General features: G+C 60.7%; 14 protein-coding genes and 5 pseudogenes. 7 read left to right on the top strand and 12 right to left on the bottom strand.

All coding sequences use genetic code 11. The features are described 5' to 3' along the window. Positions 1-104: 104 nt before the first annotated feature. Entirely contained in the window at positions 105-1,355 is a 1,251-nt protein-coding gene (locus tag LPA45_RS20020) for a diguanylate cyclase (RefSeq protein ID WP_116322086.1), read from the top strand. Positions 1,356-2,622: 1,267 nt separating this feature from the next. Here the strand turns inward: LPA45_RS20020 and LPA45_RS20015 are convergent. Next, positions 2,623-3,564 (bottom strand): NAD(P)/FAD-dependent oxidoreductase, encoded by a 942-nt coding sequence (locus LPA45_RS20015; protein WP_116322107.1) that lies wholly within the window; start codon positions 3,562-3,564, stop codon positions 2,623-2,625. Between the two features lie 905 nt (positions 3,565-4,469). On the opposite strand from LPA45_RS20015, the gene LPA45_RS20010 reads away from it, so the two are divergent. After that, entirely contained in the window at positions 4,470-5,579 is a 1,110-nt protein-coding gene (locus LPA45_RS20010; RefSeq protein WP_116322087.1) for an acyltransferase, read from the top strand. A 320-nt stretch (positions 5,580-5,899) separates the two neighbouring features. Here the strand turns inward: LPA45_RS20010 and LPA45_RS20005 are convergent. Further along, a pseudogene (locus tag LPA45_RS20005) lies at positions 5,900-6,067 on the bottom strand (transposase); the annotation flags it as partial. A gap of 29 nt (positions 6,068-6,096) precedes the next feature. Between LPA45_RS20005 and LPA45_RS20000 the strand changes: the two are divergent. Beyond that, positions 6,097-6,539, top strand: a pseudogene (locus LPA45_RS20000) (phage integrase family protein); the annotation flags it as partial. Between the two features lie 303 nt (positions 6,540-6,842). Here LPA45_RS20000 and LPA45_RS19995 read toward each other — a convergent pair. Next, on the bottom strand, positions 6,843-7,073 hold the full coding sequence (locus tag LPA45_RS19995) for a hypothetical protein (RefSeq protein ID WP_147316275.1): 231 nt from the start codon (positions 7,071-7,073) through the stop codon (positions 6,843-6,845). Between the two features lie 724 nt (positions 7,074-7,797). On the opposite strand from LPA45_RS19995, the pseudogene LPA45_RS19990 reads away from it, so the two are divergent. From LPA45_RS19990 to LPA45_RS19980, 3 genes and pseudogenes are all read left to right on the top strand, one after another. After that, positions 7,798-7,956, top strand: a pseudogene (locus LPA45_RS19990) (Hsp20/alpha crystallin family protein); the annotation flags it as partial. A 326-nt stretch (positions 7,957-8,282) separates the two neighbouring features. Then, positions 8,283-8,648, top strand: coding sequence for a hypothetical protein (locus LPA45_RS19985; protein ID WP_116322088.1), 366 nt, complete (start codon positions 8,283-8,285; stop codon positions 8,646-8,648). A gap of 27 nt (positions 8,649-8,675) precedes the next feature. Next, positions 8,676-8,996, top strand: a complete 321-nt coding sequence (locus LPA45_RS19980; RefSeq protein ID WP_147316276.1) for a sigma factor-like helix-turn-helix DNA-binding protein — start codon at positions 8,676-8,678, stop codon at positions 8,994-8,996. Between the two features lie 300 nt (positions 8,997-9,296). Here LPA45_RS19980 and LPA45_RS19975 read toward each other — a convergent pair whose 3' ends face one another. The 9 genes and pseudogenes from LPA45_RS19975 to LPA45_RS19935 all read right to left on the bottom strand — a co-directional run bounded on the left by LPA45_RS19975 (position 9,297) and on the right by LPA45_RS19935 (position 19,351). Beyond that, complete coding sequence (locus LPA45_RS19975) at positions 9,297-10,349, bottom strand: IS630 family transposase (protein WP_233528296.1); 1,053 nt, start codon at positions 10,347-10,349, stop codon at positions 9,297-9,299. Positions 10,350-10,397: 48 nt separating this feature from the next. Next, positions 10,398-13,583, bottom strand: a complete 3,186-nt coding sequence (locus LPA45_RS19970; RefSeq protein WP_116322091.1) for an efflux RND transporter permease subunit — start codon at positions 13,581-13,583, stop codon at positions 10,398-10,400. A gap of 8 nt (positions 13,584-13,591) precedes the next feature. Beyond that, positions 13,592-15,067 carry an efflux RND transporter periplasmic adaptor subunit gene (locus LPA45_RS19965; RefSeq protein ID WP_116322092.1) on the bottom strand — a complete coding sequence of 492 codons (1,476 nt, stop codon included), beginning with the start codon at positions 15,065-15,067 and terminating at the stop codon, positions 13,592-13,594. Beyond that, positions 15,064-16,386: a TolC family protein gene (locus LPA45_RS19960; protein WP_147316277.1), complete on the bottom strand. Its 1,323-nt coding sequence runs from the start codon at positions 16,384-16,386 to the stop codon at positions 15,064-15,066. The genes LPA45_RS19965 and LPA45_RS19960 overlap by 4 nt, the downstream gene beginning before the upstream one ends. Positions 16,387-16,483: 97 nt before the next feature. Next, a complete protein-coding gene (locus LPA45_RS19955; protein ID WP_116322093.1) occupies positions 16,484-16,819 on the bottom strand; it encodes a hypothetical protein in 336 nt (111 codons plus the stop codon). A 266-nt stretch (positions 16,820-17,085) separates the two neighbouring features. Further along, positions 17,086-17,239, bottom strand: a pseudogene (locus LPA45_RS19950) (MFS transporter); the annotation flags it as partial. A gap of 279 nt (positions 17,240-17,518) precedes the next feature. Next, positions 17,519-18,478, bottom strand: coding sequence for a CDF family Co(II)/Ni(II) efflux transporter DmeF (gene dmeF, locus LPA45_RS19945; protein ID WP_116322094.1), 960 nt, complete (start codon positions 18,476-18,478; stop codon positions 17,519-17,521). A 62-nt stretch (positions 18,479-18,540) separates the two neighbouring features. Beyond that, on the bottom strand, positions 18,541-18,813 hold the full coding sequence (locus LPA45_RS19940) for a metal/formaldehyde-sensitive transcriptional repressor (RefSeq protein ID WP_116322109.1): 273 nt from the start codon (positions 18,811-18,813) through the stop codon (positions 18,541-18,543). Between the two features lie 286 nt (positions 18,814-19,099). After that, complete coding sequence (locus tag LPA45_RS19935) at positions 19,100-19,351, bottom strand: hypothetical protein (RefSeq protein ID WP_376790697.1); 252 nt, start codon at positions 19,349-19,351, stop codon at positions 19,100-19,102. A 22-nt stretch (positions 19,352-19,373) separates the two neighbouring features. Here LPA45_RS19935 and LPA45_RS19930 point away from each other — a divergent pair. Next, positions 19,374-19,719: pseudogene (locus LPA45_RS19930) on the top strand (glycosyltransferase); the annotation flags it as partial. Between the last annotated feature and the right edge of the window lie 28 nt (positions 19,720-19,747).

Raw genomic sequence — 19,747 nt, 5'->3', positions numbered from 1 at the left:
TCGAGCCCCCGCCGACTTTGGTTGCCCTAGGTGATTAATTGCTTGCATTCGGAGCCCTTTCAGATTGAAATGCGCCGTCACAAAATTTCGCCACGGGCTCCTGAATGAACGCCGATTTGATGACTTCTTTGTATATCCGGACGAGTTACGTTTTCGCCTTTGCTTCGCACGCCATGCTGGCCGGTATTTTGGCTAATTTTTGGCGCAAGAAACGCCCCGACATGGGATTGGGTTGGTGGGTCCTCGATGGCCTGCAACTTTCCATCGCATCGCTGCTGTTACTCGCCTGGGGCAAGCTGCCGCCGTGGCTAATTCTGGTCGGATCGAATTTTCTGATTTTCTGCAATATGCCGACAATCGAATCCGGATTGCGGGCATTTTTGCGAGACGACATCTGGCCCGGCCTGACTACGCGGTGGTTGATCGCCGGCCTTGCCTTCATTGGTTGGGCTCTGACTTGGAGCGAAGGATGGACCTACGCACAGCGCGTTATTGGGTTTTCGGTCGCTTTTCTGATCCAGCTCGCGCTTTTTCTGGCATACGTGCTGAGCCTGCGTGGCGCCGGTCTGCGCTTCGTGCAGAGCCTGCTGCTGTTCGCTACCTTGCTGGTGGCGGCAGCGCTCTTCGCACGCATGTTTCATATCCTTCGCCGCATGGATACCGTGACATCGTGGCAGCAAGACGTTTGGCTACCGCTGCAAACATTCACCGCCGTATTTGCCGCATTTCTGCGCGTCTGCTGCGTCCTTTATCTGATCCAACACCGGACCGAACAGCGGCTGCGCGCTGCCCACCAGGATATTGAACGACGCGCCAACTTTGATCTTCAAACCGGCGTCATGTCACGGTCGTATTTCGAGATTCAGGTGCACGCGGCAATTGCCACGGCACAACGACAACAGCACCCCTTGACGCTCCTCCTGCTTGATGTGGACCACTTCAAGACTGTCAACGATACGTTCGGTCACCAGCAAGGCGATGAGGTACTCGCCAGCATTGGCAAGGCTGTGCGGGACAATACACGGAGCAATGACCTTGTCGGCCGCCTTGGTGGCGATGAATTCGCGATCCTTTTGCTGAATATGGAGATTGACGACGCCATCGAACTGGCCGAGCGGATTCGCACCGAAGTCGCGTCGATGCAGACGCGCTGCGGCGCTCTGTCTCTCAGCATCGGCCTGTGTGGCCTTCCGCCTGCAAAGAATTTTGAGTCGGCGTATCGCTTGGCCGACGCAGCGCTCTATACAGCAAAGCAGGCTGGTCGCGGACGGGTGGTCGCGCACGATCCGCTCAAGCTATCGCACGGCAGTCTTGCTACGGCAGGGGCATCCAAGGCATGCCTTGATCCAACGTGAATTGGAGTCCTCGCCCAGCTTTCTCGCATGCCTCGCAGGGGCACCAGGCGCAATGATCGTGGTGCTGGCGAACGCCTTCTAGCAGCCTCGAGGGCGAGAATATCGGTGGTGCTGACGATAGCTAAGCGTTACTCGAGTGCTAGTCATCATATCCGTGGCGGCCGTGATGTCCGCGCTGGCCATGGCCTCCATAGTAGGACGAGTCACCGTGGTAGCCGCCGCCGTATGGAGCCACAACACAGCCAGCCAGTAGTGCGGTTGCAGTGAATAGGAGGGCAAGGGTTTTCATTACAGTTTCCTTACTAAACGACAGCGGTCTGAGCAAGACTTCCGGGAGGAAGCAGGTCTGGATCGGTTCGGCGCGAACCCATCGTACGTCAAATCCGTTAATCATCGTCGCGCCAACGACGCATTCGCGGTACTGGCGACGCCCGATAGCTCGTGAAGTTTCATTCGCACTTTATGCCGTTTGTAGCCAATGGGTTTTAGCGAAGCTATACAGGCGTTACTGCCTGTAACGGAACGGGCCGATGATCGCGCCGATGACTTGCCAGAGAAGGCAACCGGATCCTGTGTGCCAGTTCGGGTTGGATCGGCTGCAGGCAGTACCCGAGGCCGGCGTGCCCCCTAGCAACTCACGGCCGGCAATCTGGTGTGCGCAATTCGGTTTTGTAACTCTTGTCCAGTGTGCAGAGCCTGGAGACCGCATGCCGTAGCAAGTCTCTTTTTTTTGGCTTGTGGAAACAAATGCGATGCGCGCCGTGCAGATTCTTCAGCGGGCGCACCTTGACGTTCACACTGGCAGTTTCGCTGATAACCGTTGGCCCTGGCAGGAGAAGGGATCCGCGGCAAAGCGCCGAACAGTCTTCTTTACCAGCGCCAACGCTGTCTTGAGGCTCGCACCTGCCACGCTGAAACGAACGCACAGGCTATGCGGTGACCACGCTGACGTTTGATGAGTTCTGCCGCGCCTTCCGCTCAAGCCCTGCCAACCAAGCTATGCGCAGATTCTCAGTCGTGCGGGCGGCGCTAGCCCGGCAGCCGGATCCTGCGAGCACGGCGGAAGCACCGTAGTTGGCAGTGGGGCAGGTCCATGTGTCTTGTATGCGCGCGCGAAACGAGGGGAGAGCCGTGCGGACCGCCACAAGCACTCCCGCTGTGTTTTCCGCCACTCTGGCAAACCGGCATACGCAAGGACCAGCATTGGCTCACCTCGCGTGTTGGCTTCGTCAGTCGCAAGCTCGGCGGAACTTGGACTGACACGGCACTATTCTAAATCTTCACGGAGCAGCGCAGTATGAATCCCAATGGCCGCTTGGACGCCTTCCCCGGCAGCAACGACGGCCTGTAGGACGTCGCGCGAGGCATCACCTGCCACGTACAAACCGGGTACGTGGGTCATCTGCTGGTCGTTATCTATGATGCAACCTTGGGGGGCGTACATATCGCAACCGAGGCGCTCTGCGAGGTCTGTGGACTGCTGCCTGCCAGTGTTGAAGAAAATGGCAGACCGCGGCAAACGGGCCCCTGAATCAAAAACGATATCAAAGGAGGCTTGGTACGGGACTTTGCTACGAATATCAAGGCACACTATCTTTTCTTCCCGCACGGCGACCCCATGCTGACCCAAACGTCTGCAAAGGTCAGCGCTCAATTCCGAGGGCCCATCAGTGCACAGGACTGTGTCTTTACTCCAATGCATCAGTTCTAGCGCCAGTCCACCCCCCTTGTCGTCTCCGCGACCGTAGACAGCAAGTGGCTGGTCACGCATCTCCCAGCCATCACAAAAAGGACAGTGAAATAGCCCGGTCCCGTAGAGTTCGCGAAACCCCGGCTGTTCCGGTAATTTGTCGACCACGCCGGCGGCTAGCAGCAGTTTGCGCGCAAAAAAAACGCGCCCATCGCGCGTGGTTACCGAAAAGCCAGTATCGGCGCGCCTGGCGTCTATCACCCGGGCCTTCACAAACCTGACCGATGGGTACGCAGCAATTTGCTCCCGCGCAATGGCGCGCAAGTCGGTTGGTGAAATACCGTCCCTGCTCAGAAACCCGTGCAACGCATGCGAGACGGCATTGCGCGGCGCTCCATCGTCAAAGAGAATGATATTTCTTCGGCATCTCCCTAATATCAGCGCCGCATTGAGTCCGGCTGGCCCTCCGCCCACCACTATTACGTCCCATTGACCCGCTTGCTTGTCCCTAATACTCATGATTACTTCTTCCATATGCAAAAAAAAGATCGGTAACCGATGCTAAATCTGCAGGTAATCCGTTCCTGGTCGAAGTGGTGCTTGTTCGGTACTGTCTCAACGGTCCGTTCGTGGAGGGGTAATGCTAAGGTCGGCATTCCGGCCCGGCCGGCATCAGGGTCATCACTGCGGCGGCATCGTCCTGCAACAGTGGCATCTTCTGCATGGGCCGTATGTTCTACGCTGCCGCAGTCAGACGGTGGCAGCGCTCCACGCAGACGCGCAACGAGCGGGTCAAAAAGACGCAGCTTGCCTTTAGGTTTCACAAGACACTGGTTAGGCCGATTTTAGGAAATGATACCTGACCGGAAGATGACGCCGACATTGCAGACGTTTTTACGCTCATTGAACTCCAGCAAATGCCAAACAGCGGAACGAGTAACCCGTAACGCGCAAGCCATAAGATTCTAGTGTGCGATAACCCACATAGATCCCCCTTGGATTATTGACTACCACGGAAAAACCTGAAGAAGCTGGCAAAGCTTGCTGAGTAAACTCCGATGATGCCGTCTGGCGCACAGAACCGAGTTTGAAAATCGCCAACTTGCCCTCCCTCGATGAAATAGAAGTTGCGAAAAGTGCAGTTTGGCGTTTCGGACAAACTAACTAGACAGGATTCTCGGTTGCTAGCGCGATGACCAGACATTATCGCAAGTAAACTAACGCAATCGCAGCAACATACGCAGTTTGTGCGGGCCCGCACGGAAGTCTTGCTGACGCAACCCGAAAATGCACAACACTCATTTTCGTTGATTACCGACAGCGGCGGCCCCGTGACTGATGACCCCCCTTAGGCTAATAAAATGACAAGAAGACGCTAGTGAGGACTGGCAACAAACATCAATAGCATTGTTCAGGGAACGGAGATGCGTCAATTCAGGCCCCTCACCAGCTTACGTCTGTTTCTGGCGCTTTGGGTATTAAGCCTACACTGGTTCCACGACTATGGTGACGACGGGACCTTGATTAATATTGGCTTTACGAGCTCGCTCGTTGATCATGGCTATCTCGGTGTGGATGGATTTTTCATCCTGAGTGGCTTCATTCTCGCTTACAACTACGATCCATCGCCTAACTGCCGCCTAGACTTGAAGAAGTTTATTGTTGCGCGCATCGCGCGAATCTATCCTGTCTATGTCGTCTGTCTATTGGCATTTGCGGCCGCGGTAGTTATTCGCGACTTGACGTTGCATAAGGATTTGGTTGGGTCCACAAACTATACATTGTCGGACTTTATGCTGGGGCTTTCCCTGCTTAGTGCATGGCGATACGCGGGAACAACGGGGTGGAACGACGTCGGCTGGTCAGTCAGTGCCGAATGGTTTGCCTATGTTTGGTTTCCCGTGTTCCTGTTGATGGCTCCGCGTCTTAATCGGGGGCGCATCGTGCTGATGGCATGGGTCGCTCTGACAGTGCTTGGCGTGGTAGAGTCAACCTCGCCTCAACATCTATCGCTCAGCGGCGGCATTGCCCGCTTGATTCCCGAATTTTATTTAGGTGTCCTGGTCTGCCGCTTACGAGCAGCACTACCGAATTATGACGGTTGCGCAGTGGGGGCGTTGCTGTCGTTGCTCATTTGCGCGATTGGGGTGAAGCTCGGTGCAGATACGATTTTTGTCGCCGGGGCTGCCGGACTGGTCTTCTCACTTTCGTATGAGAAAGATGCTCTGACTCGCGTTCTCTCAATGAGGACGCTAGTATTTCTTGGCGAGATCTCGTATTGCATCTACATCGTACAGCGAATACCGCAGCACCTGTTCATGTTTGTTAGATCCCGGCTGCCCGATATTGCTGCGATGCCAGGCGCGATGCAGGCGCTTCTTCTGTTGTCGCTCACGCTAGTTTTTTCGATCTTGCTCCACTATATAGTTGAAAGGCCGGTGCGATCATGGATCAATCATCAGTTCGGCTCACGGAGCCGACATAAATCGCCGAGTGCGAGCGAGAATAAACCGCAGTATAAAACCATCTTATAGCGAGGCAGATTCGTCGCGGATAGTTATGTGGCGCACCGGGAAATTTTCTAACAAGCTGTTGAAATTTGCTCCTGCGAATGCGATTGAGCAACAATTCGCATATCGCGTCGCGCCTTATCACTCTCAGGCTGGAAACTGGGAACAGCATGGACATGTCAGACCCCTGTCAATCTCGATTGACACGAGGGTCGTACGGGCGGTTGAAATTCAGTGGTCAAAAGACGTAACAGTAAATTTCGACGAAGGCTCGTGCCGATCTACGCGGGTCGGTTTACCACATTTCAGAAGTCCGCCCAATGAATCAGCCGTTCTAAGGCCGTACTGCTGCGTTGCAGCCGTTTCACCGATGAGTGTTCGGCGGGGTCCGGCCTGGCCAGGCAATTGGTTGGCGCGGATGCGTGAATCGCAGAGAGATCGCCCAACTCAGCGAGCATGCCCACCGCCGTAGTGAAGTCTACGGCGCGCGTGGCCTGCAAGCCCAGTGCAGCCCCGGTGGCCGCGCTGCGGGCGCGGCGGCGCGCGGACCGTGCGGGTGCCGCGACGGCGCCGCTGGTGGGCCACCAAGGCAGGACTGGGTGTCGCCAGCGCGCGGCAGGTGGAGGTCTTCATTGCCAGGCATCAGCAGCTGACCGAGCGGGCGCAGGCGCTGGTCGCGCAATCCCCGCGTGGCGTGGTAGTTCCGTGGGAGCCACTGCGCCTGCTGCAGCAAGTCGACGGCTCGCAAGGGCAGTTCCGCGCGCCGCGCGCGACCTGCACGCTCAACGCGGACAACGATTACGCCTGCCGTGCAGGCATGGCTGGCGCTGCATGAAGCGCCGGCAACCCAGCGGATTTACCGCAAGGAGGCCGAGCGTCTGACCCCGCGGACGATTATTGAGCGCGAACGGCCGTTGTCGTCCCTCAACACGGAGGATGCGACGGCCTACCGCTTTCTGCGGCAGCCCGATACCCCGTGAGTGCTAGGTCAGGCCGGGGAGAACGCGTAGCACCCCCGACTGGCGCCCGTTCACCGGCTGAGGCGCCGGCACGCTGATTTGCCGCGCCGGCGCCCACGCCCGAGTCAGTGTACTCTAAGCGACTGGCGCATTGCAGGCCTTTCGCAGGCACTCCCGGTCAACCCCACGGACAAATCCGATTTTCAGGGAGGGTATCGACAGGCTTGGGCGCTGCGGGCCCGATGAACCGTGACTCACTGGACCGGCTGCTATCGACAGCTGCATTGTCCAAAATCCGCATGTCTGCTCTCCAAGAACGACTCGGTACTCAACCGCGAGCTGAAGCGGCATTGGTAGCATGCAGCGTGTCAATAACATACCTAGCCCATAGTATCCCTTGCAGTTGCGCGCCGTCGCTGGTCTCATGGTAGCCCAGTACGTCGGCCTCTCTAATTGTTTGGAAATCCAAGCTCACGCGACCTACCGCCTCGAACTTACCGTTTTCCCGCGGGTTCGCAAATCCCTCTGCAATGTAACCTCGATATTTTTCAATTGACATTTAGAAGCGCTCTCCTTACAGCGGGAAGGTATTCGGTCATGTAAGGACCAGCTTAATAGCGCTACTTTGATATGCCAAGTTTTGACTGGGCTTGGCAGATTGCGCCACATGCGATGACCCGGTAGCGCCAGCCCGCCCTTGCCAACGATTGTGCAGTTCCGAGTGTCCGCCAGCCGTGCCGCCCAGCGCCGCTTTGCGCTTCTGATGGCCCAGTCGCGGATGTCGTGGACGGACTGCCCCAGCAGGTCAAAAGCGGCGAGGGAGCAGGGCACCCGCCACGATACCTAGCCAGCGCGTCGCCAGTGAGATTCTGCGCGGTAGCGCGAGCCGGTCGACGCTCTCACCTAAGGTGAGCAGCATGTTCGGGGCGGGCCGTTGACGCAATGAGCAACGAGTCTTGCCGAAGGTTAGCATCGGGTTCCCTGGCATGGCTCTCGACGCTGTTCCCACTAGGCCTGGGGGCGCCATGGATGCGCCTCATACGGCATAAAAATGGAGAGCGGAGCACCGCCGGAGGTGGCACGCCTAGCGAGCATGCCCAAACCTGCGCAGGCCAGGAAGCCACAGCCGGCATCCTTCGTGAAAAATCCGCAGGTCTCCCCCTTGAAATTTGGCTGCGCGCTTACTATTTTATTTTCGCTCAGGCAGTCGCGACGTTGCGCGCTGCGTGTTTCTGTTTGTTTGCCACCAGCTTGGCAGGCGGGTGGGAGCGCGTATGCCCCTTCGCCCCGGGCTGCGGGTGCGACACGCGGAAATTCGCCAGCCGCACTTCGCACGCGCTTTCTCGCTGAGTTCCGACCTTGAGGCGTCGAAGATCGAGGCGGACCTGCAGGACGGCGTGCTCAAGCTGACGATCCCGCGCCGCCGCCAGGCGGCCACTTGAGCACGTGTAGGGTCATCATGAGAACGACGATCCATTACCGGACATTCCCGAGCGTTCCAATTCCGACTGGAAGGCCTGATCGGGTAAGCTCGTGACTCGCTACCTCCAGCGGCATTTGTCCCATTTTCCCTCGGAACTCCCCGTTGCGGGCGACCCTGGAACGAAGTAGCCACCACCGTCTCTATCGAGCCAGGCTTAGGCTGGGATTGCCGAGCACCATACTCGCCTCCGACTGCCAGGCGCCCGAACTTCGCAAAGCCCTCGAGCAGTCCTTCGCAGAACTGGAGCAGTGCGAGCCACCTCGTGCATTTTCGCCAAGAGGACGAGTGGCGCGCTCGTTACTGTCCGATCTCAAGCGCTTCGTGCAGCGTGAGCTCGCGTATTTACAGACGAGCGGCGATCTCCTGCCGGGGGATCTCGAAGTTGACGAGGTCATCGACGAGTCGCTGGCCCGCGCCTTCGAAAACGTGACGCGGCTCCCGCGCCGGCTCGCGCGGCTCCCCTGGCTCTACCAGATCGCGATCACCCTGTCAGCCGAGGAAGTGACGCGTCGACAGGCCGAAGAGGGCCGAGGGATTTCCCTGGAAGGCAGGCTTCGCTTCCAGCTATGGGAGACCCAGGAAGCCGATGACGAGATCCTGTTCGAGTATTGGCAGCCCGACGAGGTTCTGCGGCTTGAGGACGTAATGTAGGTGCGAGGCAGCATCCCCGAGGAGGAGGTGAGTGCCAAGGAGATGCGCCGGGTCGCGACGGCCCTCATTGCGGAGATGCCAACGTCCTGGCGCCGGGCCCTGGAGTTCTGTCGTGTAGAAGGCTTGTCCAAAGCCGCTGCCGCGCAGGTGCTCGGCGCCAGCGAGCAGGAGATCGAGAACTGGCTCGTGCAAGTCGATACCTTTCTCCAGGCCAAGCTTACCGTACTGCGGCTAACGACCAACGGGCTGGACATAGCCATAACCGACAATGTCCTCGGGGAGCCGCCACCGGCGCGCCAGCCGACCCGGGACTTTGACGCGGTGACCGGGCGCGGAGCGCCGACGTAAGGATTGAGTTGGAAGTCAGCGGTTGTCCCGAGTTGAACCCCGCGCCCCCGGTCTGCGGCACGCCATGGCCATCCAGCCGTCCAGGCGCGTGGCCTATGGGGCAACGTATCGATCTTCACGGATCATTCGTCGCAGTTGCAGTAATCGCGGTAAAGACGGCGGAATCGGGTACCAAACCGTAAAAAAGTCGATGCAGTGACGCCCGCTTCCAGATTGTGAAAGATCGAGCCTAACTGCCTTGCGGGGAAAGTTTCGCCCCTTGTGCGATGAGTACTTCAGAAAGTGGCCTAGTCCATCGCGTCAGTGAATTGGCACCGGGCGAATTCGCCGCGATGGATCGTCGTACTTCCACTTGATTGGCTTGGGATTCTTGTTGTGTTGACGGATATAACGCATCAGCTTGCGATCCAGGTCCTTCACCGAAGTGAAGACGCCTCGTGCGATCACATCGCGCTGAATGCGCGCAAACCAGTTCTCGACCTGATTGAGCCAGGACGTGTAGGTCGGCGTGTGGTGCATGTGGACGTTGGGGTGTTCGCTGAGGAAGTCGCGCACGCGCTCGGTCTTGTGACTGCTCACGTTATCGCAGATGACGTGGATTTCTTGCTCCGGTCGCTGACTGGCTACAACGTCAGTGAGGAAGGCTACGAACTGCTCACTGGTATGACGTGGCGCAGTCTTGCCGATCACCTCCCCGGTTGCCGTGTTGAGTGCGGCAAACAGGCTGAGCGTGCCGTTACGCTTGTATTCGAAGCCGTGGCTCTCGGCACGTCCTGGCGACAATGGCAGCATCCGATCCTTGCGATCCAGGGCCTGGATCGCGGTCTTCTCATCCACGCAGAACACCGCCGCATGCGCGGGCGGGTTCAGATACAGCCCGATCACGTCTGCAGCCTTCGTTTCGAAGTGGGGATCGTTGGAAATCATGTGCCGCTCCAACCTGTGCGGGCGCACGCCATGTTTGCGCCAGATGCGCTGCACGGTCGAGATGGACACGTCACCCAGCTCCGCGGCAAGCTTGTAGCTGCTCCAGTGTGTCGATCCGTCCGAGGGCTTGCGCTTGAGCGTGTAGCTCAGAACACGCGCCTCGAGTTTCTCAGGCGGCTGCATGGGCGCTCGTCCAGGATGGCGCGCGTACAAGCCCGCCAGCCGCTCCGCCAGAAACCGACTCGACCAACGCGAGATGAAACGCGAATCGCACCCCAGCCGCTCAATGATCGCGTCGCGCGATTCACCGTCTTCAAGCATCAGGATCAGCTTGGCCCGGCGCGCGTCGGCTGCCCGAATGGTTCGGCTGCAAGTCGCCGACAGCAATTGTTCACGCTCGAGCTCGGTCAGATTCATTTTTCCCATGCACCTGATCTAACCATAAATGGGGTGCTTTTTCAATGACGCACTGGACTAGGAAGGCGTACGCCCAAGTTGCCGATCTTCGCTTCCCGTGGGGATCGGTTGTTTCGCGCTTCGGCTATACGCCCAGCGGTACAAGAGCGGCAACACCAGCAAGGTCAGCAGCGTGGACGAGACGATACCCCCGATCACGACCGTGGCCAGCGGCCGTTGCACCTCGGCGCCAGCGCCGGTTGCGATGGCCATTGGAATGAAACCGAGCGATGCCACCAGCGCTGTGCAGAGCACGGGGCGCAGGCGCAGCAGAGCACCATCGCGCACGGCTTCTGGAACGGGTCGTCCCTCCTCGCGCAACTGGCGGATGAACGAGACCATCACCAGGCCATTCAGCACCGCCACTCCGGACAGTGCAATGAAGCCGACGCCTGCGGAAATCGAGAACGGGATATCGCGCAGCCAGAGTGCAATGACGCCACCGGTCAGGGCAAACGGCACGCCGGTAAAGACCAGCAGCCCGTCCTTGACGCTCGCGAACATCCCATACAGCAGCAGCAGGATCAGGCCAAGCGCAACGGGTACCACGATCTTGAGCCGGTTCGAGGCGGATTGCAGCTGCTCATACTGCCCGCCCCAGACGGACCAATAGCCAGCCGGCAGCTTAACTTCGCTGGCCATGCGCGACTGCGCATCCTGCACGAACGAGCCAAGATCGCGTCCACGGACGTTGGCGGTGACCACGACGCGCCGTTTGCCGTTTTCGCGACTCAGCTGATTGGGACCCTGCGTGACTTCAAGCGTCGCAACATCGCCGAGCGTGATGAAGTTGATAGCCGCATTGCTGCCGTTGCCGCCGTTGCCGATCGGGATGGGCAACATGCGGAGCCGCTCCGGATCGGTACGGACATGCTCCTGCAGGCGTACTACGATATCGAAGCGGCGATCCCCTTCGAACAGCGTGCCGCTGGTCTGGCCGCCGATTGCCGCATTGACGATGCGCTGTGCGCTGGCCTGAGAAATACCATAGCGCGCCAGCTTCTGGCGGTCGAAGGTGATCGACAGCATCGGCAGGCCCGTCAATTGTTCCGCCTTGACGTCTGCGGCGCCCGGGATCGACTTCAGGACCGCCTCGGTCCGTTTGCCAAGACTTTCCAGCGTTTCCATGTCGTCGCCAAACACCTTGAATGCCACGTCGGCACGGACGCCGGACAACAATTCGTTGAAGCGCATCTGGATTGGCTGCGTGAACTCATAGTTGTTGCCAGGGATGCGCTTGACCGCGGCCTCCATTTCGGCCACCAGCACCTCCTTGCGTTTGCCTGGGTCCGGCCACTCCGACTGGGGCTTCATGATGACGAAGTTGTCGGCCACGCTCGGCGGCACCGGGTCGGTGGCGATCTCCGCCGTACCGATCTTGGCAAAGACCCGGTCCACTTCGGGGAAGGCCTTGATGCGTTTCTCCAGCGCCGTCTGCATCTGAATCGCCTGCGACAGGCTAGTGCCCGGGATGCGCAAGGCGTGCAGCGCGATGTCGCCTTCGTTCAGGCTCGGGATAAACTCCGAGCCCATCCGCGTGGCCAGTGCGCCGCTGATTACCAGCATCAGGCCGGCGATCGTCAAGGCCATGACTGGCCGCTTCAGGGCACGGTCCAACTGGCGCGCGTAGAAGTTGCGAACCGCCGCGTACGCCTTGCTCTCCCCCGCGCGGATCGCGCCCGCCATGGTCATGGCGACCGCGGCGGGCACGAAGACCATCGACAGGATGATGGCCCCGGCCAGGGCGAGCACGACCGTGATCGCCATCGGGTGGAACATTTTTCCTTCGACCCCGGACAGCGCGAAGATCGGCAGGTAGACGACCATGATGATAAGTTGGCCGTACAGAATGGCCTTGCGGGCTTCCCGCGACGCTTCATAGACCACGGAGAACCGCTCCTCGCGTGTCAGCGGGCGGCCCAGCGCGCGTTGGCGCTCCGCCAGGTGGCGTATGCAGTTTTCGACGATGACGATGGCACCGTCGATGATGATGCCGAAATCAAGCGCCCCAAGGCTCATCAGGTTTGCGCTGATGTTGTTGTTGGCCATGCCCGTCACCGTGAACAACATCGACAGGGGGATAACCAGTGCCGTGATGATGGCCGCGCGCATATTGCCAAGCAGCACGAAGAGCACGGCGATGACCAGCGCCGCGCCTTCGAGCAGGTTCTTGCTGACGGTGTTGATGGTCCGGTCCACCAGCGTCGTGCGATCGTAGACCGGTTCTGCGACAATGCCGGCCGGAAGGCTGCCGTTGATCTCTTCAAGCTTTTTCGCCGCGGCCGACGCGACGGTACGGCTATTCTCGCCGATCAGCATGAAGACCGTGCCCAGCACCACTTCCTGCCCATTCTCGGTGGCCGCGCCATTGCGCAGTTCCTGCCCCAGATGCACCGTGGCGACATCCCCAACGCGGATCGGCGTGCCGCCGCGCGTGTCGACCACGATTGCAGCCAGTTCATCGAGGCCGGCTACTTGGCCGGGCGAGCGCACAAGATACTGTTCACCCTGGCGCTCGATGTAGCCGGCACCGACGTTCGCGTTGTTTTCGGCGAGCGCCTTGGAAACGTCGGCGAGTGTCAGTCCGACGCCAGCCAGCCTGGTGAGGTCCGGCGTCACGTGGAATTGCTTGACGAAGCCGCCGACCGAGTTGACTTCCGTTACGCCCTTGACGGTGCGCAACTGCGGGCGGATGACCCAGTCCTGGACTTCGCGCAAGTCGGTGGGCGTGTAGGCTGAGCCGTCCTCCTTGCGCGCGCCGGGCTTGGCCTTAACCGTGTACATGAAGATCTCGCCAAGGCCGGTAGCGATCGGACCCATTGTGGGTGTGACGTTGCCCGGCAGGCGCTCGCGTGCCGCGGTGATCCGTTCGTTGACAAGCTGCCGTGCGAAGTAAATGTCGGTGCCATCCTTGAAGGTGACCGTCACCTGCGACAGGCCGTAGCGGGACACCGAGCGTGTCGACTCCAGCCTGGGTAGGCCCGCCATCACTGTTTCGATCGGAAAAGTAATGCGCTGTTCGACCTCGAGCGGCGAATAGCCCTCGGCAGTCGTGTTGATTTGGACCTGGACATTGGTGATGTCGGGCACGGCGTCAATGGGCAGTTTCAGCAAGCTATGTACGCCGATGCCGACTAGGGCCAGCACGCCGAGCATCACGAACCAGCGACGCCGGATCGAAAACTTCAGGAGATTGTCTAACATGATGTGCCTTAGTGGTCGTGCGTCGCACCGGCCTTGCCGAGCTCTGCCTTGACGGTGAAGCTGTTGCCAGCGGCGTATTTCTCACCGGCCCTCAGGCCTTCCAGGACCTCGACCATCGTGTCGTCGCTGCGGCCGAGCTCCAGCGGGCGGGCTTCGAAGTACTTGCCATAGCGGCCAAACACAACCTTCCAGTCCCGGACGGTCTGGATCGCGCTCTTGTTCACGGCCACGGCAACTTTCTGCTCCTCAGTGGTAAGCGTGGCGTTCACCACGGTACCCGGCCGCCAGGCTCGCTTGGGATTCGGTAGGACCACGCGCGCCGTGGCGGTGCGCGTCTGCTCGCCGGCCAGCGGACTGACCATTTCCACCTTGCCCTCGGCCTCGAGGGCGCCATCGGTCGATTTCACGACAACCGCTTGGCCGAGACGAACGATAGCCATGTCCTTCGGATACACGGGCAGCTCGACCCAGACGGTTTCGGTATCGGCAACCGACATCAGCACTGAGCCGGCATCGACGGCCTGACCTGGCGCGACCGACTTTGCCGTGACGACGCCATCAATGGGCGCGCGCAGTTCGACGCGCGCAATGTTGCCGCTGCCGCCGGCCGTCACGCGCATGGCCTCCAGGCTACGTGCGGCCGCGTTTGCCGCGATCTGCGCTTCCCGGTAGGCCTGCCGTGCAGCCAGCACGTCTTGCTCTGGCGAGATGCGTTCGGCGAACAGCTTTTCTTCTCGCTCGACAGTCTTGCGGTACAGCTCTGCCTTGTCCCGTGCCACCGCCAGCGTGCTGCGCAGCTGGCCCACCTCGGGACTCTCCACGACCGCAAGCAAGTCGCCGTGCCGCACGCGCGATCCCTCTCCAACGGCGATGGACACCACCGTGCCCTTGAACTGCTGCAAGACGGGCACAAAGCGATCGGCGTTGGGCTTAACGGTGCCAGGAAGTTCCAACACCGAACGGATGCGCGCCGGAGCGGCGGCGAGGATGTCCACGCCGGCTTCCTTCAGTTGCGCATCGTCCATCTCGACGCGGGCCTCCACCTGCGAATACTTCCAAGAGGCGGCCTTCCCTTTGTAGTTGGCCGTCACGTTCACATCGAACGAGTGCGGTTCCACGATGGTCTTGTCGCCGCGCAGGTAATCGCGCTCCACGCGGAAGGCAATCGGCTCGGCCGGCCGGCCAAGCCGCTTCAGCGTGATGCCGAGCTGGGCAGCGCCAGGCGTCAGCGCCTTGCCGTCCTCATAGAGAAAGAGGCGGAAATGCGGTGGCACGCCTTGCTCGAAAATGGTCACTTCAACCTGGAACTTGCCGTCTGCAAGCAGGCGCCCCCCATGCGGGCCCCGTACCGCGTCCTCCGCGGCGGAGGGATCTGCAATGGCCGAAACGCCGGTCCCAGTGCCGCGGTGAGCAAGCTGGTAGCCCGCAGCGGCGCCAAGCAGGAGCGTGACGACGGCAAGAATGATGGCGGATCTCGTTTTCATTGTGCATCCAACTGGTGGCTGGCCGGCGTCGCGGCGAGTTCAAGCAAAGCGTTCTTCAGTCGCTCATAACGCGCAGCGGCGGCGCTGTACAGCGCTTCGTTGCGGAAGTAATTGCGCTGGGCGTCAAGGGCGTCCAGGTATGAGAATTTCCCCAGCTCGTACCCTTTGGTCACGGCACGGACGGCCTCGCGAGAGGCGGGCAGCACCTGCTCGCGCATTGACTGCAGCTCCTGTGCTGCCACGCCCGCGCCGTCGAGGAGTTCCAATGCCCGGAGCTGCAACTCGTTGCGCGTGGCGTCTGCCTCGAGCCTGGCGCGGTCGAGCTGCTGGGTGGCTTCGTAGATATTGCCCTGATTGCGGTCCAAGAGCGGCAGGGGAATGCCGACGGAGACCATCAGCGTGTTCTGCGCGGCCAGGCCAGTGCTTGGCGGCTGGTGAATACGCTTGACGCCCGCCGCGAGTGTAATGTCGCCAAACCGCCGCGCGCGCTCGAGGTCCAGCCGCGCTTCCTGCTCCCGAATCGCCTGCTGCCGCGCCATGTATTCCGGGCGGTGCGGCAATCGCTGCAGAAGCACTTGCCGGTTAGGAAGGATCGCCGGCTCGCCGAATGGACCGCTAAGCAGCGAGAAATCCGGCGCCTCGGCGCGTCCCCACAGACTGGCAAGACGCCGGCGAGCCACTACGGTGCGCTGTGCCGCATCCTGCAATTCGATCAGGGCAAGGCTGGCTTCCGCTCCGACCTTTTCCCGTTCGATCGGCGAAACCTTGCCCGCCTCGACCCGACGCGCCACAGCACCGCGGAAGTCATTGAAGACGTCTAGCTTCTGCTGTGCCAGGCGCTCGAACGCTTCTGCCTCCTGCAGGCCGACAAAGGCATTGGCCACAGCGGTGCGCAATTCGACACGCTGTGCCGCGAGGGTGGCCTCGGTGCGGTCGCGTCCTGCCTCGGCGACGGCGGTTCGTGCGCGGCGTTTGCCGCTGATATCGAGCGGCTGGATCAGGCGGATCGCCTCGGTCCGGCTCTCGCTACGTAGTTGGTCCCCCTCGAGTAGCAGTTCGGGGTTGGCAAGGGCGCCGGCTTGGCGCACGGTGCCGTCCCAGGCAAGCCGATCCTTTTCGGCCGCGAGCAGCGATGGATTTGCCAAGAGCGCGCGCGCCTGAGCGGCCTGCAGTGTGAGGGTGGTCTGTGCGGATGCCAGGCTGGTCGGCGCTGCAGCGCTGCCCGCCTGCTGCTGGGCAAGGGCGAGCGGTGCAAGCGCAAGGCCTAGCGCGGCCAACGCAGTCGCACGCAGCCCGCGAGGACATGGGAATGCAATCATGTTCAGATTCAGGAACGATGGAGACGCGCCACCTCCCGGCTCGGCCAGGTGTGGCGAAGGCAGTGCGGGCGGAGTTGCGCCCGACGCTCGACGGTCGTCAGGCGCGAGGGGGCTTGAATGGCTGGCCGTCCGCGTGGTCGGTCAGCAAGTGGCAGACGTCGGGCAGTGGGCGACTGCGCGCAAGTAGCGGGATGGGAATGGTAAGGCTCGAGGCGAGCGTGGCCGGCAGCTGCGCGAAGGCGTGCAGCGCACCGTGCGGAATACCAGAATCGTCGTTATGCTCCGGTTCGGCGACGGCCATGATGAGCTCTTCTGCCGCATGACCGCCATCCATCCCGGCAGCCTCCAGCGCGTGCTCCATTTCGTGATGCAGCCATTGGTGCGACGCGGCCAGGCTCGCGCCGCAGTTCAAGATGAACAGCAGCGAGACCATACGGACCACGAATCGCGAAAGGAGGCGTTGCACGATGGGAATTTTGGCGGTCTGGATCAGGCTCGGTAGTCAGCGGTCAGGATGCTTCTTGAGATGCTGGCCGCTATTCTGTGCAAACGATCCGCAACTGGCAATCATGGGAAGCATCCGGACGGTGATTTTAGTGATTATCTGGCCACTTTGGATGAAGGTCATCGATGGTGAAGGGGTGTCGATGGCTGTGAGGGCCCGTGCGCTCGCCTTCGTCCAGGTGTTCCTCGAACGCCTAAGGGCCGTACCCAGGACGCTTCCGGCGTTCGCACCAGCCAGGTCATAGGCGAGCAGTCCCAGGGCGACCGTCGCGAGGCCCGTGCCGACGAGCGCAATGACCTGGGCCAGGAACAGGTGCCGATAGATGCGGTTGGTCAAAACATCCAGCATGGCCGCGATCCCTACAGATCCTTGCTGAGGGTGTTGAACTCGTGCAATGCCTCCTCTGCCTTACGGGTGCCGCTGGGAATTGCGTCGTCGAGACCATGATCGCTATGGTCATGGACAGGCGTCCTCGCGGCGTTCGCCACGGCAGCTTCCACGGCTAGCACGTTGCTACGACCCCGTTGGCCTGCGAGACGACCTGCTGCGCTTACGCGGCATGGCGCCCACTGGGGTTTCGCGGCGAAAGAGAGAGGGCGGCAAGTACTCAAGCCAGGTGCCGCCCGGCTATGCCCCACAGTGGTGGATCTCGACCGTAACATGGACGACTTCGTCATGAATTTGGATGGCTTTCTTGACCATTGTCGGGGTAAGCGTCGCATCGTGGCTCACGAGGCTTACGATACAGGAGAACTTCTCCTTGCCAACGCGCCATACATGAAGATCAACCATGCGGGCTCCTTTTTCACCGTCTTTGAAGGTGTCGAGCACCTCGCGGATCTCGTCCACGACTGAGTGGTCCATTTCGCGATCGAGCAGGACCACCGCAGTGCTTTTGAGCAACCGCAGCGCCCACGACCCGACCAGCGCTGCACCGACGATGCCCATGATCGGATCCAGCCAGCCCCAGCCTAGCCACCACCCGCCTGCCAGCGCTAACAGTGCCAGAACCGAAGTCGCAGCATCTGCAAGCACGTGCAGATATGCTGACCGTAGATTGAGGTCGTGCTGATGATCCTCGCGATGACGGTGGTGCCGGTGTTCATCATGCTCGCCGCCATGCCCATGATCGTGCCTGCCGCCGAGAATCAGCGCGCAGCCGAGGTTGACCAGCAGGCCAAATACGGTGACGGCCATTGCTTCCTTGTAGTGGATGGCCTGGGGCGAGAAAATCCGCTCGAAGGAGCCAAATACCATCAGTGCCGCAATGCCGAGCAAGAATACAGCGCTCGCGAAGCCGGCTAGGACCTCGATCTTCCATGCGCCGAATGCGAAGCGCTGGTCCTTCGCATAGGTGCGGGCCGCCGCATAGGCGAATGCCGTCAGACCAATGGCGAAGGCATGCGAGCTCATGTGCCAGCCGTCTGCGAGCAGCGCCATCGAATTAAACCAGAGTCCTGCCGCGATCTCCATCACCATCGTGATGGCGGTGAGGATCATTACCAGCCGCGTTTTGCGCTCGGCCACCTCGTTTCCGTCATCAAAGACATGGGTGTGGGTCCATCTGGAGAGGTCGGTTGCATGCATGCTATTTGCTATCGAGGAGGTGGCAAGGCAAGGATCATTCGTGGGGCCGCGGACTGGGACTGCTATTTGAAGTATGTTTTGACGATCTCGATGAGCTCTTCCTTCGCGTCACGATGACCTTCGTGCTCGCTGGCCTCGGCTAGGTGAGTGCGAATGTGGTCTTCGAGCACGACGGCAAGCAACCCGTTCATCGCACCTCGACAACTGACGATTTGCTGAAGGACCTCGACGCAGCCCTGCTCATCCTCGAGTGAGCGCTCGATTGCGTCGACTTGCCCGCGAATGCGCCGGACACGGTTAAGCAGTTTCTGTTTCTCTCGGACGGTATGACTCATGGCCTCACAAGTATAGTATAGGGGGGTATAGTACCACGGCCTGCATAATGGGACATGTGGAATCGCCGCCGCCATGGCGAAGACGCCAGAACCGGGCGCAGAGAGGGGGGCATGCCAAGACATAGGCTGCAGCGTCGCGACGACCTCCTGGGCCATCTCCTCGAGCGAGCCTGCGCCGGCCACGGTTCCCAGCGCCCGCTATGGCTGCTAAAGGCGGCGTCATAACGATTGCGGCCGAATTCGATCGGCCGAGCCACCACGATCGGTTCGTCGTCCAGACGTTCAATCAACAGGTAACGGCCGTGGACTGATTATCTGCTCGTGGCCAGGCAGGCTGCGCAATTGCCGCTTCCAGCGCACTGCGACGCTCGACCGTAAAGCCCGTGCGTGCCGCGATCGCAGCCACTTCATCGAAGCGCCGTGGATGACGCGGGATCAGCAGCATCGCCGGACGCGACGCTCCGGCGGCGAGCGATTGCCAGCGCGAGAAGGCGTCGAGCAGCAACGGCTCCTCGCCTTCAAGCGTGCTGGCCAGCACGGATCTCGACAACGTGCAGGCGCCGCTGGCGGCGGATATCGTGCTGGGCGATTCGCCGGGCGCGATGGCGATGTACTTTGCCGCGTCGGATCTCGTCTTTATCGGCGGCAGCCTGTTGCCGCTGGGCGTGTACCTGATCGAGGCCAGCGCGCTCGGCACGCCCATTCTGATCGGTCCGACACATACAATTTCGCGCAGCCGACGCAAGATGCCGTTGCCGCGGGGGCCTGTTTGCGCGTGAGCAATGCCGATCAGCTGGTGGGTACTGCAGCGGGCGTGCTGGCGATCCGGCGCGGCGGTCGGACATACGTGCGCATGCGCAGGCCTTTGCCGGCTTGCATCGCGGCGCCACCGTACGCACGCTTGCTGGCCCCCGTGCTCGAGAACCGGACCGGC

The sequence above is a fragment of the Cupriavidus sp. Agwp_2 genome, from assembly GCF_040784895.1.
In the GTDB taxonomy this organism is placed as follows: domain Bacteria; phylum Pseudomonadota; class Gammaproteobacteria; order Burkholderiales; family Burkholderiaceae; genus Cupriavidus.
The sequence above is the reverse complement of the archived record's forward strand: the minus strand, read 5'-3'. Positions and strand labels throughout refer to the sequence as shown.